This window comes from Paenibacillus agaridevorans (genome assembly GCF_018604145.1).
Lineage (GTDB): Bacteria > Bacillota > Bacilli > Paenibacillales > Paenibacillaceae > Pristimantibacillus > Pristimantibacillus agaridevorans.
In genome coordinates, this window is record NZ_CP075889.1 from 2,789,567 (window position 1) to 2,802,141 (window position 12,575).

A 12,575-nucleotide genomic window follows, 5' to 3' on the forward strand; every position below is an offset into this window, starting at 1 on the left:
TATGTCCACCCTCTCTATGTCAGGCTCTTGGATGCGCTCCCTGATAAACATCCTTAAGCCTGTTCTTGGCGCTTTGCGAATATTTTAAAGTCGTGGCGATATCGGCATGTCCCAGCAGCTCCTGCACGGTCCTGACGTCCGCGCCGCCCTCCAGTAGATGGGACGCGACGGAATGCCTTAACGTATGGGGCGTAATCTGCTCCTCGATTTGTGCTTCCTTGCCGTATTTTTTGACCATCTTCCAGAAGCCTTGTCTCGTCATTCTTGTCCCCAGATGATTCAAAAACAAGGCAGTGCCGTCGTCCCGCCCGGTCAACAGCGCATCCCGACCTCCTTCGGCGAGATAGCTCCTAATGGCTGCGTCGGCATGACTGCCATATGGAATGACGCGCTCCTTCAAGCCGCTCCCCGTACACTGAATGTACCCCAGTTGCAGATGGACATGCTCGATGTTAAGCGCCACCATCTCCGACACCCGGATGCCTGTCGCATACAGAAGCTCTAACATAGCCTTATCGCGTTTGCCGGAGGCATTGTCCGTCTTGGGCGAATCCAATAAAGCGGTCGTTACATCAACAGACAGCACTTGGGGAGCCCGTTTCTCCAGCTTGGGAGACTCCAGATACAGCGACGGATCCCGCAGGATTTTGCCGTTTAGCAGCAAGTGATGAAAAAAAGCACGCACGGCAACAACGCGGCGAGAGATCGTAGCCGCCTTCAATCCCTTTTCCTTCAACCGGTGCATATACGAAGCCAGGTGCTGACGCTGCACGGATTCCCAGGCGCCAATGCCATTTTCCTCGCAGTAAAGATAACAAGAATGGAGATCCCGTTCGTAAGAGGCTACGGAGTTCTTGGACAATCCGCGTTCATCCCGCAAATAACGTATGTAATGTTCCAATTGAGCTTTCAAGTCGTGACTTCCTTTCGCGCTTACAGCTTCGTGCTGGCAACATTATGCTGCTATGACCTTCATGACATTCCACATCCGTCCTGCTTTTTCCTTCTTTTCGCTTCTTATTCGCCATACCAGTAGAACCAACGAAGACGGTTGGCGGAATTGCCGTGGTCCGGCGAAGAGGGAACCTGCTGCAGCACCTTATGGGCGTCGCCTTTTGGTTTTTGGTAAGGATACATGGGCGAGACGACATCCAGCAGCCAGCGGTATCCGCCAGAAACGATCACAAGCAGCACTGCGAACAGGACGACAAAGAGCAGCCGGCTAACCCAGCTTTTAAACGATATTACCACAGAATCGACCTCCTACGTACGAACGCCCCCATGCGCGCAGTTCCGGCGTCAGCCTGGCTCTATTTTTGCAGGGGCTGTTCGTACCACCTTATGAGGAGGCTTATCCGATTATGCCGACCTCTTAAAGTGCGAGTTCAAAAAGTTCGGTTTTCAGCACCGAGAAGATGGGAAGCGGACTTTTTGAACAACCTCTTAAGGATCGAGCCGGTCGTATGATATGCTGTCCAGCCACTTGTCTATCTCCGTAAAAGGAAGGCCCGTGGCGCTCGCTACGGCTTCATTTAGCAGCTTCCCGGCATGGGTGTTAACGCCTTTCTGCAGCGGCACGCTTCGTCTGATGGCTTCCCAGCCGCTGTTCGCTAGCTCCAGAGCATATGGCATCGTCACGTTCGTAAGGGCGAATGTGGAGGTTCTGGGAACCGCTCCGGGGATATTGGCAACGGCATAATGAATAACGCCGTGCTTAACGTAAACAGGGTCGCTATGCGTGGTTGGACGGTCGACGGTAGCGATCGAGCCTCCCTGGTCTACGGCGACATCAACGATGACGGAACCTTTCTTCATGCGTTGAACCATTTCCTCCGTCACCAGATGCGGCGCTTTGGCGCCTGGGATCAGCACGGCGCCGATGACGAGATCCGCATGACTGACAGCATCCGCAATATGGAGCGGACTCGACATAAGCGTGCGGATTCGGCTTTCAAACACTTCGTCCAGGTAGCGCATCCGTTCCGCGCTTCGTTCGATAATGATGACATTAGCTCCCAAACCCAGCGCCATCCTGGCCGCATTTGTGCCAACAATCCCGCCGCCTATGACTACAACCTCCGCTGGCGGAACACCCGGCACGCCGCCGAGCAGTACCCCACGGCCTCCATAGAAGGATTCCAGGAATTGCGCGCCGACTTGCACCGCCATGCGCCCCGCTACTTCGCTCATCGGAACAAGCAGCGGCAGACTGCCGTTCGGCAACTGGATCGTTTCATAAGCGATCGACGTAACGCCGCTATCGACAAGCGCCTTCGTCAGCTCCGGCGCCGCCGCCAGGTGCAGGTAAGTGAACAGCATCAGTCCCTCGCGGAAATAATTGAACTCTTCCTGCAGAGGTTCTTTTACCTTCATGACCATGTCCGCTGCCCAAACTTCTTGCGGCGAATCCACGATTAATGCGCCTTCTCGCACGTAATCCGCGTCCAGAAATCCGCTGCCCTCACCCGCATTCGTCTCGACGACGACTTCATGGCCGGCTGCCTTTAGCATCGTCACTCCTGCAGGGGTCAGCGCTACGCGGCCTTCGCTTTGTTTGATTTCCTTCGGCACACCGATCTTCATCCCACATCGCCTCCTGTACATACTTCCTCAAGCGTACCTTATCCAGCGCGGGCTTAAATTATGTAACTTTGCCAAGAATGACAGGTCAATTATGGAGAAATGGAGAAAACTTAATCTTTCTTACAATTGAAAAAAACCTCTATCTGGGCCATGGCTCATTTCACTTTGCGCGGCCGCGTCTAGAGGTACACTTGAAAAAAGGCTCCTGCATCCATAGCTGGATGACGAAGCCTCCGTTATTCATTCGGTTGGTCGTTCTTCTCCTGGCAGCGTCTGCAGACACCCTGGAAGTCAAGTCGATGGTCTGCAACGGCGAACCCGTATTCGCGCTCCAGCCGTTCTTCAAGAGGCAGCAGCCAATCTTCCTTGATCTCTTCCATGCTTCCGCATTGTACGCAGATCAAATGATGATGGTGATGCTTGCTGTTGTCCGCCCTCAAGTCATATCGGGCTACGCCGTCGCCGAAGTTCAATTTCTCCACGACGTGCATTTCGCTCAGCAACTCCAGCGTCCGGTATACGGTAGCCAGACCAATCTCCGGCGCCTTATCCTTTACGAGCATGAAAACATCCTCTGCGCTCAGATGATCTTCTTCGTTCTCCAGCAATACTCTTACTGTCGCTTCGCGCTGCGGGGTTAGCTTGTAGCCCTGCGATTGTAATTGCTGCTTTATAGTCTCGATCCGGGCTTCCATGGTTTCCCCCCTGCCAACATGTCGCATCCAGTTTACGGAAACGTCAACTACAATTATAGGGGGAATACCGTCAGAAAGTCAAACGTTTCTCTGTCAAATGATGCTGTTTGGTGGTGGCAGGTAAACGGAAGCCCAGCCTATGATTACGGGTGACAAATACGCCTCGAACAACGCGGAGCCGGCGAACAGAAATAACATAATCATAACGGTCGATGTAAGCATGCCAAGCTGGGGCAGAAGCTCACCCTTCTGCTGCTGGAGCAGCAGCCTGTGCTTCACGACGTAGACGGCAAAGGTAATCGCCGCCGCACTGGCGATCATCATGGCTGGCACGGCAATGACATTTTGCGGCGCTACGGATAAAACAAAAAATACAATTCCTTTCCAGCCGTATTGCTGTACCAGAACGCCTCCCGTGAAACCAATCAGCGTTCCCTTGAGGAAATTAAGCGCCAAGATACCCGGAACCCCGATAACGACGATGCCCAAAATCCAGATCAGCATGACCCACTTGAAGTGAAACCAGAACCGGTCCCAGAACAGCGTTTCGGCGCTTGCATGCGCCGTTCCGTCCACCGATAGCACATAGCGGTTGATCTCTCCTGCCAGCTCTTGCTGCTGCTCCAGCGTCAAAGCCCCGACAATCAAAGCGCCGAATACGGCGCCGACTACAAATAACACCGCTACGAAAATATATAAGTTCGTCCTGTAGTTCAAGGCCGCGCACCCCATTCTCCATAGGAAAGAATAAACCCTTCCGACTTCGAAAGGGTTGTCTCTTTATTCTTATGAAAACATTGGACAGCTTATGCCGGGCAATAGAACGAACCGTCATCATGCTGACGATGGACATCCTCCACGGAATCTAAATAGCGCCAGTCTGCAAATACAGCTTCCAGGCATAGACAGCAAGAATCGTCTTGGCATCGCTGATGCGTCCTTCCGAGATGTAGCGCTCCGCCTGCTCCAGCGTAATCGCCTCGACAAACAAATCTTCATCCTCGTCGGGGTTCTGCTCGCCTCTCTCAAGCTCATCTGCGAAGTATAGATAAAGTTTCTCGTCAGCAAAGCCCGGCGACGTATAGAAGGACGAGATGAGCTTAAGGCCCTTTGGCCGATAGCCCGTCTCTTCTTCCAGTTCTCTTGCGGCCGCCAGTGCGGGATCCTCGTCGCCGTCCAGCTTGCCTGCCGGAATTTCCACTTGAAAGATATCCATCGGCTTGCGGTATTGCTCCACGACAAGAAGCTTGCCGTCCAGCAGCGCCATGACAGCCGAAGCTCCGGGATGCCTTACGATTTCCCTCGTTGCAGTGCGTCCGCCTGGCAGAGCCACCGTATCCACCTGCAGCGAAATAATACGTCCTTCGAATATTTGCTCCGAGCTAACCGTTTCCTCGCGCCAAAGTTCCGGACGCTCCTGCTCTTGCTTCTGCATCTCCTGCTTCTGAGAAAGCTTGTCGCTCATCTGTGCCTCCCCCTTCATAAGGTGATAAATAACCGATGTAATAAGACATAACTTGTCCACTCCCGTCATATCCATCTTCTAGAGGCAGTATAGTGCAATCAACCATGAACGGGAGTGGATTGGGATGAAACAATACGTAACCGTCTATCATCTGCGAGTCATAGGCAAAGGCTGGGAAGTCCGGCGCGAATTAAATCGTTTGGCTGCTTCAGCAGTTGGAGAAGGATTGTTGTCCGATTATACAAGTTCGCTCCCGCCAATCCGCGCGACGCTTGGTTCTTCGAATCCGGCCTTATCCGACTCCGACCTTGTTTGGCTTACGATTGGCGAGCCGTGCGAAGGGAAGCCTTCTTGATCAGCTCCACGACAAGCTCCGTCACCTTTAGCAGATCATCCGTTTTGATTTGCTCTTTTGTCGTATGGATATGCTCATAACCAACCGCCAGATTAACGGTCGGGATCCCCATGCCGTTAAAAATATTCGCGTCGCTGCCCCCGCCGGAATGGAATGTACGGGGAACGGCGCCGATTGCTTTTATCGCTTCCTTGGCCAGCTCTACAACATCGTCCCCATCGTCGTACTGGTAGGCGGGATAGATAACGTCGCTTTCGAACTCGCCTCGACCGCCGAACTCCTGAGCAGCCCACAAAACGGCTTCCTTCATCTTCTCCAGCTGAGCGTCCAGCTTGTGCTGCACGATGCTCCGCGCCTCCGCGTAGAGCGTAACGAAATCGCAAACGATATTCGTTGCCCCGCCGCCTTCGAACTTGCCGATATTCGCCGTCGTCTCCGTGTCAATCCGTCCCAGCGGCATGCGAGAGATAGCTTTGCCGGCGATCTGGATCGCGCTGATGCCATCCTCCGGATTAACGCCCGCATGCGCAGATTTGCCATATAGCTTGATCGTCACTTTCGCTTGCGTAGGAGCTGCAACGGCAATGTCGCCGATCGCGCCATTGGAGTCGAGTGCATATCCGAATTCCGCTTCCATCTTGCTGGCATCCAGAGATCTTGCTCCCAGCAATCCCGATTCTTCGCCAACGGTAATGACGAATTGCACTCGGCCGTGAGGGATATTATTTTCTTTGAGCACGCGAATAGCTTCGAACATCGCAGAGATCCCCGCTTTGTCATCCGCGCCCAGAATCGTCGTGCCGTCACTGCGAATATAGCCGTCGGCGTCCAGTTGCGGCTTGATTCCGTTGCCCGGCGTTACCGTATCCATATGACTCGTGAAGAACAGGACTGGAGCGCCTTCGCAGCCTTTAGTCGCTTCCAGCATGGCGAAAAGATTTCCCGCCCCGTGTCCCGTCTTCGCGGCTGCGTCATCCTCCGACAGCGACAAACCCAAAGCCGTAAATTCCTGCTTCAATACTTTGCTGATCTCGCCTTCATGACCTGTCTCGCTGTCTACCCGGACTAGCTCCATAAACTGGTTAACCAGACGATCCTTTTTTATCATGCAGTTTCCTCCGTCCCGAATTTCGTTTACAATAGTTTTGATAGGTTGGTCCTTGCAGCTCATATAGCGATAAGAAAGGAGCGTCGTTTTACACATGCAAAGGCAAAAAATGATCCGACTCGTAGCCATCATCGTCGCGGGCACACTGCTCATTACGACCGTACTCGCTGGTGTCGGCTCCTTATTCCTGGGTTAAAGCGCCATTGTCCGTCCGTTCGTATCGGAATTGCTTCAAGAAGTAAGGAAGCAGTTCCTCCGCGGCTTCCTCTACGGACAAGCTCCGGCCCGTCAAATCATTAAATGAAGTGACGCCGAATTGCTGGATGCCGCAGGGCACGATGCCGCCGAAACCTTCGCTCGCGATGCCGGACTTGATGTTAAGCGCGAAGCCGTGGCTTGTAATAAAGCCCCTGCGGTGACGCGCTTTATTAAACTTGATGCCGATTGCGGCAATCTTTTCGTCTCCGACCCATACACCCGTATATTCCGGCTTTCGGCCCGCTTCTATACCATGCCCGCCGAGCCAATCGATGATTACTTGTTCCAGAGATCTCAGATACGCATGAAGATCCAGTCCGACCGCATCCAGATACAGCAGCGGGTACCCTACAAGCTGTCCGGGGCCATGATAGGTAATATCGCCGCCTCGATCGATCTCGAACACGGATATGTCACGTGCCGCCAACTCCTCCTGATCCAGCAGCAAGTGCTCCGGATGCCGATCGGAGCCAAGCGTATATGTAGGCGGATGCTGAAGAAGGAGCAGCGTCTCGGCGCGCTCCCCCCCATCGATTTGTTTCACGTACGCCTTCTGCATATTCCATGCTTCGCCGTACGGAACTTGTCCGATATATCGGGCATCCAGCATTCCGGAGGCATAATGGTTTTCTCTCTCCGTCATCGCTATCCCCTCTTTAGTACAGTGTGCTTTCCATGTTGAAGCTTTCCAGATTGTCCTTTACTCGCTGCAGGAACCTGCCGCAGATGACGCCGTCCAGAATTCGATGGTCGAGCGACAGGCAAAGATTTGCCATGGAACGTACCGCGATCATGTCGTTGATGACGACTGGACGCTTTACGATCGACTCGAACGTAAGAATGGCCGCCTGCGGGTAGTTAATGATGGGATAGGACAAGATGGATCCGAACGACCCCGTATTGTTGACGGTAAACGTTCCGCCTTGCATATCCGATAAGTTCAGCTTGCCTTCCCGCGTTTTCCGCGCCAGCTCGTCGATTTCTTTGGCAAGCCCGGCGACGTTCTTGTGATCGGCATTCTTGATAACCGGCGTCAGTACGGAATCCTCCGTTCCCACCGCAAGCGAGATATTGATATCGCGTTTTACGATAATTTTGTCCACGGCCCAAGTCGAGTTCATGATGGGATAATCCTTGATGGCATTTACGACTGCCTTGAGCAGAAATGCCAGATAGGTCAGATTGATGCCTTCGCGCTTCATGAATTCGTTCTTAAGCTTGTTGCGCAGCATCACGAGATTGGTCACATCCACCTCGATCATCGTCCAGGCATGCGGAATTTCGCTTACGCTCTGGCGCATGTTGCGCGCGATCGTATTTCGTATCGGCGTTACGTCGATAAAGGTCTCGCCCCGCCCGGGTAACGTCGTGCCCTCCACCTCGATCTTAGGGATACGAGGCGTCTCCGACAAGTGAATCCCCGAGGAACGGACCTGCGCCTTTGGATCAACGCCAGACGCCGAAGCGGCTGCAGCAGATGCGCCGGGTTTGCCGGACGCGACATAAGAGAGCACGTCCTTGCGGGTTACGCGTCCGCCAAGACCGGTGCCCGTCAGGTCGGAGAGACGTACGCCATGTTCGCTTGCAAGCTGCTGGACGGCAGGCGAGTAGCGGTTGCGCATTGGCGCCGAATCGTCATCATCGGCCCTTTGACCAGCTGTTTCCACGGCAACGCTTGGGGAAGAATGCACTGCTTGCGTATTTGCAGCCGATTCTTCGGTTTCAATGATGCACACCGGCGTCCCGACGGGCACGTTCTCCCCGTTGCCCACCAATATTTTCACCAGAGTACCTGCCACCGTGGACGGCAGCTCGGCGTTTACTTTGTCCGTCAACAGCTCGCAGATAGGCTCGTACATATCGATTCTGTCGCCAGGCTGCTTCAGCCAACGGTCGATCGTCGCGGAGACGAGCGACTCCGCAAGCTGCGGCATGACGATTTCCGTCATTGTTTTCATCTCATTCCACTCCTTACGGTCCTAATACATAGCCAGCTTCTTCATGGCATCCTTCACTTTGTCCTTATTCAGCAGGAAAAACTTCTCGGCTGGCGGGTTGATCGGCATCGCCGGGACATCGGGACCGCAAAGCCGCATAATGGGCGCATCCAGTTCGTACAGCAGCTCCTCCACGATAATCGCGGCCACCTCCGCGCCAACTCCGCCTGTCTTATTGTCTTCGTGAACAATCATCACTTTGCCTGTCTTGCGGACAGATTCCAATATAGCTTCCTTATCGAGCGGCTGAATCGTGCGCAGATCGAGAATATGAGTGCTGATCCCTTCCTGGGCAAGCTCTTCTGCGGCTTGCTCTACAAATCGAAGCGGCATGCTGTAGCCGATGACCGTAATGTCGTCGCCTTCGCGAAGCACATTCGCTTTGCCGATCGGCACAATATAATCATCCTCCGGCACTTCGCCCGACAACAGCTTATACCCCTTCTTGTTCTCGAAAAAGAGAACGGGATCCGCATCGCGCACCGCAGCCTTTAGAAGCCCCTTGGCATCGTATGGACGGTAAGGCGCCACAATCTTAAGACCAGGCGTGCCGAAGAATACGGATTCCGGACATTGGGAGTGGTAAAGCCCTCCGAAGATGCCTCCGCCAATAGGAGCTCGAATGACGATAGGACAGCTCCAGTCATTGTTGGAACGATACCGGATCTTGGCCGCTTCGCTGATGATCTGGTTTGTTGCCGGGAACATAAAGTCCGAATATTGCATCTCGGCGATCGGCTTCATGCCGACCATTGCGGCACCAATGGCAACGCCGGCAATTGCAGATTCGGCGAGCGGCGTATCCATCGCGCGAAGCTCTCCGAACTGCTCATGCAGCCCTTTAGTAGTCGTAAAGACGCCGCCCTTTACGCCGACATCTTCGCCTAACACGAATACATCTTCGTCACGCTCCATCTCTTCTTTCATCGCAAGCCTTATTGCGTCGATATAATCCATAACCGGCATTAGTTCATCCCCCCCTGCCTGTCATCGCCTTCATAGACATGATGCAACGTAGATTCAGGCGTCGGAAAAGGCGCCTTATCGCCGTATTCCGTTGCTTCATCAAGCTGCTTCCTGAGCTCGGCAGCATATGCCGTTTCCTGTTCCTCGCTCCACAAGCCGCAGTCGATCAAATATTGTTTGAACTTCGGAATGCCGTCCTTTATTCGATTTTCGTCTACTTCTTCCTTCGTCCGATAGGCAAGGTCGTTATCGGAGGTGGAGTGAGGAGACAGACGATACATCATCGCCTCGATCAATGTCGGCCCTTCGCCCGCTACGGCGCGCTGTCGCGCTTCCTTGACAACACGATACACTTCAAGCGCGTCGTTGCCGTCTACCTGAATGCCGGGGAAGCCATAACCAATAGCTCGATCCGCAACCTTGCCCGCAAGCTGCTTGTGGATCGGCACGGAGATCGCATATTGATTATTCTCGCACATCAGAATGACCGGCAGCTTATGTACGCCGGCAAAGTTGCATCCTTCATGAAAGTCTCCCTGATTGCTGGACCCTTCTCCGAACGTAACAAAGCTGACCAAAGGCTTCTTCTTCATCTTGGCCGCCAACGCGATGCCTACCGCATGCGGCACCTGGGTCGTAACCGGGCTCGAGCCCGTAACGATTCGCAGTTTCTTGGATCCAAAGTGGCCCGGCATCTGCCGTCCGCCGCTGTTAGGATCTTCTGCCTTGGCAAACACGGACAACATCAGATCTCTTAACGTCATCCCTACAGACAGCACGAAGCCATAATCACGGTAATACGGCAAGTAATAATCCTGCTCTCGATCCAGTGCGAAAGCGGCGGCTACTTGGGCGACCTCTTGTCCGATACCTGATACGTGGAAATTAATTTTGCCCGCGCGCTGCAGCAGCAGAACGCGTTCATCGAATTTTCTTGCCATGACCATCATTTTGTACATATCTACGGCTTGCTCGGAAGTAAGCCCAAGCTCCAGATGACGAAATTGCTGACCAGCGGAAGACAATTGGGTCATAACGACAGCCTCCTTATTTACCAACTCTTATAACCTGGTACTAAGACCTCACTATAACCATTATAACTGCTTTTGCGGCAAAAAGAAATCCACCCTTGCGACGTAAGTCCTCGGTCCAATTGACAGCATGATTTAATAAACGATTGCCTTCCCGTCAACAGCGAGCATTGCTTCGCCCAGCGCCTCCGATAAAGTCGGATGAGGATGAATCATCGCGCCGACCTCCCATGGCGTCGCGTTTAACCAGCCTGCTAACGCTGCCTCGGAGATGAGATCCGTCGCATGGGGGCCGATCAAATGTACGCCGAGAATATCGCCGCTCTTCCGATCTGCGATGACTTTGGCGAAACCTTCCTGTTCGCCTAACACAATCGCTTTGCCGATCGCTTGGAACGGAATTTTGCCAACCTTAATATCGTAACCCCTCGTTCTTGCCGCGTCCTCTGTATATCCGTAGGAAGCAACCTCCGGGCTGGAATAGATGCATTTCGGGATGAGGTGATGATCGACAGCTGCCGGCTTGGCACCCATAATATGGTCAACGGCAACAAGGCCTTCATGAGCGGCGGCATGCGCTAGCTGAATGCCTCCGACAACGTCCCCGATCGCATAGATATGCGGCTCGGTCGTTTGACCGAATTCATTTGTTACGATGAACCCATGATTTGTACGAACATCGGTATTTTCTAGCCCGATGCCGTCGGCATTGCCTTCGCGTCCGACGCAAACAAGCATTTTTTCCGCGACCAGCGTAACGTCGCCGTCCGGCGTTACCCCTTTAACGGATACGCCGCCGCTCTCCTGAATTTCGCATGTTTGGCTTTGAAGCTCTACGCTGGTCAAAACTCGCACGCCTCTTCGCCCTAGACTGCGTGCCAAAGCGGCTGACACTTCGGCATCTTCGCCAGGAATGAGTCTGGAGCCTGCTTCGATTAAGGTGACTTCTACACCGAAGTCTTGAAGAAGCGACGCCCATTCTACACCAATAACACCTCCGCCGACGATTAGAATAGATGTTGGCAGCTTATCCAATTCCAACGCATCGTCGCTGGTTAATATATGTATGCCATCACGTTTGAGCCCAGGAAGCAAACGCGGTCTGGAACCTGTGGCGATAATAAGATTCGTGGATACGACCGACTCCATCTCGCCATCTGCGAGCTCCACTGCTAAAGACCCGCTTCTGGGCGAGAAAATGGAAGGTCCGATTACGCGTCCTTTGCCTTGAATGACGGTAATGCCATGTTTTTTCATCAAACTTTGCAGTCCACGGTAAAGCTGGTCCACCGTTTCCCGTTTACGTTCTTGTACTCTGTCGAAGTCAAGCGACACTTCATCGGAATTTACGTTTATCCCGTACTGTGCGCTTGTCAAAATCGTTCTATATACTTCCGCGCTTCTAAGCAGCGATTTGCTAGGTATGCAGCCTTGATGCAGGCAGGTTCCGCCGAGCTTGTCCCGTTCGATAAGCGCTACCTTTTTTCCTGCTTGTGCTGCCCGAATAGCAGCCGTATAACCGCCAGGTCCGCCTCCAAGCACGGCTATGTCTACTTGTATTGCCATAATGGATGTCGCCTCCTTCTTAAATCGCAATAATTGCTATTCTATTGTACCTTTTTTTACGCATCATTTCACTGTTGTTAGCTTGAACAAATGGACACGGTTACAGGAACCAGTTATGATATTAGAAATGAGTATTCACGATCAGAATTACAAATAAGGAGCTTTCACCGTTATGAAACTTGTAGTCGCCCGAATTATAGCCATTTTGTTTCTCGTCGTACCCGGCATTGTTGCGTGTTTTGGATTCCTCCATATGAAGGACGCAACGTTCGATTATTTTTCGCAGTACGGTAACGATCAAGTAACGCCTGATTTTGCATGGCTAAAATTTTTGCTTGGTTTCGTTATGTTTTTTCTCGGAGCCGGTTTTATCGGCGGATGGATTTTTTTCCGGGACCGCAAGCGCAACTATGTAGCCCCCCGCTTCAAAAAGAAACGCCCACGCCCGCCAAGACCGCAATCCGGTGCACCGGGAGGACAGTAGCGTCTCATTAGACAAAGGTCAATCAGAAAAAAAACCACTTCCTTATCGGACAAGCTATTCCCGATAA

Annotated in this window: 14 protein-coding genes; 2 read left to right on the forward strand and 12 right to left on the reverse strand. The window is 52.9% G+C overall.

Annotated elements, in window-relative coordinates; all coding sequences use genetic code 11:
- Positions 1–19 precede the first annotated feature (19 nt).
- From xerD to KJW29_RS11755, 6 genes are all read right to left on the reverse strand, one after another.
- Positions 20–913 (reverse strand): site-specific tyrosine recombinase XerD, encoded by an 894-nt coding sequence (gene xerD, locus KJW29_RS11730; protein WP_214629905.1) that lies wholly within the window; start codon positions 911–913, stop codon positions 20–22.
- 104 nt (positions 914–1,017) lie between these two features.
- Positions 1,018–1,251, reverse strand: a complete 234-nt coding sequence (locus KJW29_RS11735) for a DUF4227 family protein (protein ID WP_214629906.1) — start codon at positions 1,249–1,251, stop codon at positions 1,018–1,020.
- 192 nt (positions 1,252–1,443) lie between these two features.
- Positions 1,444–2,583: an alanine dehydrogenase gene (ald, locus tag KJW29_RS11740; protein WP_214629907.1), complete on the reverse strand. Its 1,140-nt coding sequence runs from the start codon at positions 2,581–2,583 to the stop codon at positions 1,444–1,446.
- A 236-nt stretch (positions 2,584–2,819) separates the two neighbouring features.
- Positions 2,820–3,278: a ferric iron uptake transcriptional regulator gene (gene fur, locus KJW29_RS11745; RefSeq protein WP_108996210.1), complete on the reverse strand. Its 459-nt coding sequence runs from the start codon at positions 3,276–3,278 to the stop codon at positions 2,820–2,822.
- Positions 3,279–3,371: 93 nt separating this feature from the next.
- On the reverse strand, positions 3,372–3,995 hold the full coding sequence (spoIIM, locus tag KJW29_RS11750; RefSeq protein ID WP_246608696.1) for a stage II sporulation protein M: 624 nt from the start codon (positions 3,993–3,995) through the stop codon (positions 3,372–3,374).
- 148 nt (positions 3,996–4,143) lie between these two features.
- Positions 4,144–4,743 carry an NUDIX domain-containing protein gene (locus tag KJW29_RS11755; RefSeq protein WP_087567065.1) on the reverse strand — a complete coding sequence of 200 codons (600 nt, stop codon included), beginning with the start codon at positions 4,741–4,743 and terminating at the stop codon, positions 4,144–4,146.
- A gap of 124 nt (positions 4,744–4,867) precedes the next feature.
- Here KJW29_RS11755 and KJW29_RS11760 point away from each other — a divergent pair, with 124 nt between their 5' ends.
- Entirely contained in the window at positions 4,868–5,098 is a 231-nt protein-coding gene (locus tag KJW29_RS11760; RefSeq protein WP_214629909.1) for a hypothetical protein, read from the forward strand.
- Here the strand turns inward: KJW29_RS11760 and KJW29_RS11765 are convergent.
- The 6 genes from KJW29_RS11765 to lpdA form a co-directional block, all read right to left on the reverse strand.
- Positions 5,061–6,206 (reverse strand): M20/M25/M40 family metallo-hydrolase, encoded by a 1,146-nt coding sequence (locus tag KJW29_RS11765; protein WP_214629910.1) that lies wholly within the window; start codon positions 6,204–6,206, stop codon positions 5,061–5,063. The two genes, KJW29_RS11760 and KJW29_RS11765, sit on opposite strands and share 38 nt — an antisense overlap.
- 181 nt (positions 6,207–6,387) lie before the next feature.
- The gene (gene lipB / locus KJW29_RS11770; protein WP_187100666.1) at positions 6,388–7,107 is read right to left on the reverse strand and encodes a lipoyl(octanoyl) transferase LipB; all 720 of its coding nucleotides are present in this window, start codon (positions 7,105–7,107) and stop codon (positions 6,388–6,390) included.
- A gap of 13 nt (positions 7,108–7,120) precedes the next feature.
- The gene (locus KJW29_RS11775) at positions 7,121–8,422 is read right to left on the reverse strand and encodes a dihydrolipoamide acetyltransferase family protein (RefSeq protein ID WP_214629911.1); all 1,302 of its coding nucleotides are present in this window, start codon (positions 8,420–8,422) and stop codon (positions 7,121–7,123) included.
- A 21-nt stretch (positions 8,423–8,443) separates the two neighbouring features.
- Positions 8,444–9,427 (reverse strand): alpha-ketoacid dehydrogenase subunit beta, encoded by a 984-nt coding sequence (locus tag KJW29_RS11780; RefSeq protein ID WP_087567069.1) that lies wholly within the window; start codon positions 9,425–9,427, stop codon positions 8,444–8,446.
- On the reverse strand, positions 9,427–10,461 hold the full coding sequence (locus KJW29_RS11785) for a thiamine pyrophosphate-dependent dehydrogenase E1 component subunit alpha (protein ID WP_214629912.1): 1,035 nt from the start codon (positions 10,459–10,461) through the stop codon (positions 9,427–9,429). The genes KJW29_RS11780 and KJW29_RS11785 overlap by 1 nt, the downstream gene beginning before the upstream one ends.
- A gap of 132 nt (positions 10,462–10,593) precedes the next feature.
- On the reverse strand, positions 10,594–12,024 hold the full coding sequence (gene lpdA, locus KJW29_RS11790) for a dihydrolipoyl dehydrogenase (RefSeq protein WP_214629913.1): 1,431 nt from the start codon (positions 12,022–12,024) through the stop codon (positions 10,594–10,596).
- A 172-nt stretch (positions 12,025–12,196) separates the two neighbouring features.
- Here lpdA and KJW29_RS11795 point away from each other — a divergent pair, with 172 nt between their 5' ends.
- Positions 12,197–12,508, forward strand: a complete 312-nt coding sequence (locus KJW29_RS11795) for a DUF2627 domain-containing protein (protein ID WP_087567072.1) — start codon at positions 12,197–12,199, stop codon at positions 12,506–12,508.
- Positions 12,509–12,575: the final 67 nt, after the last annotated feature.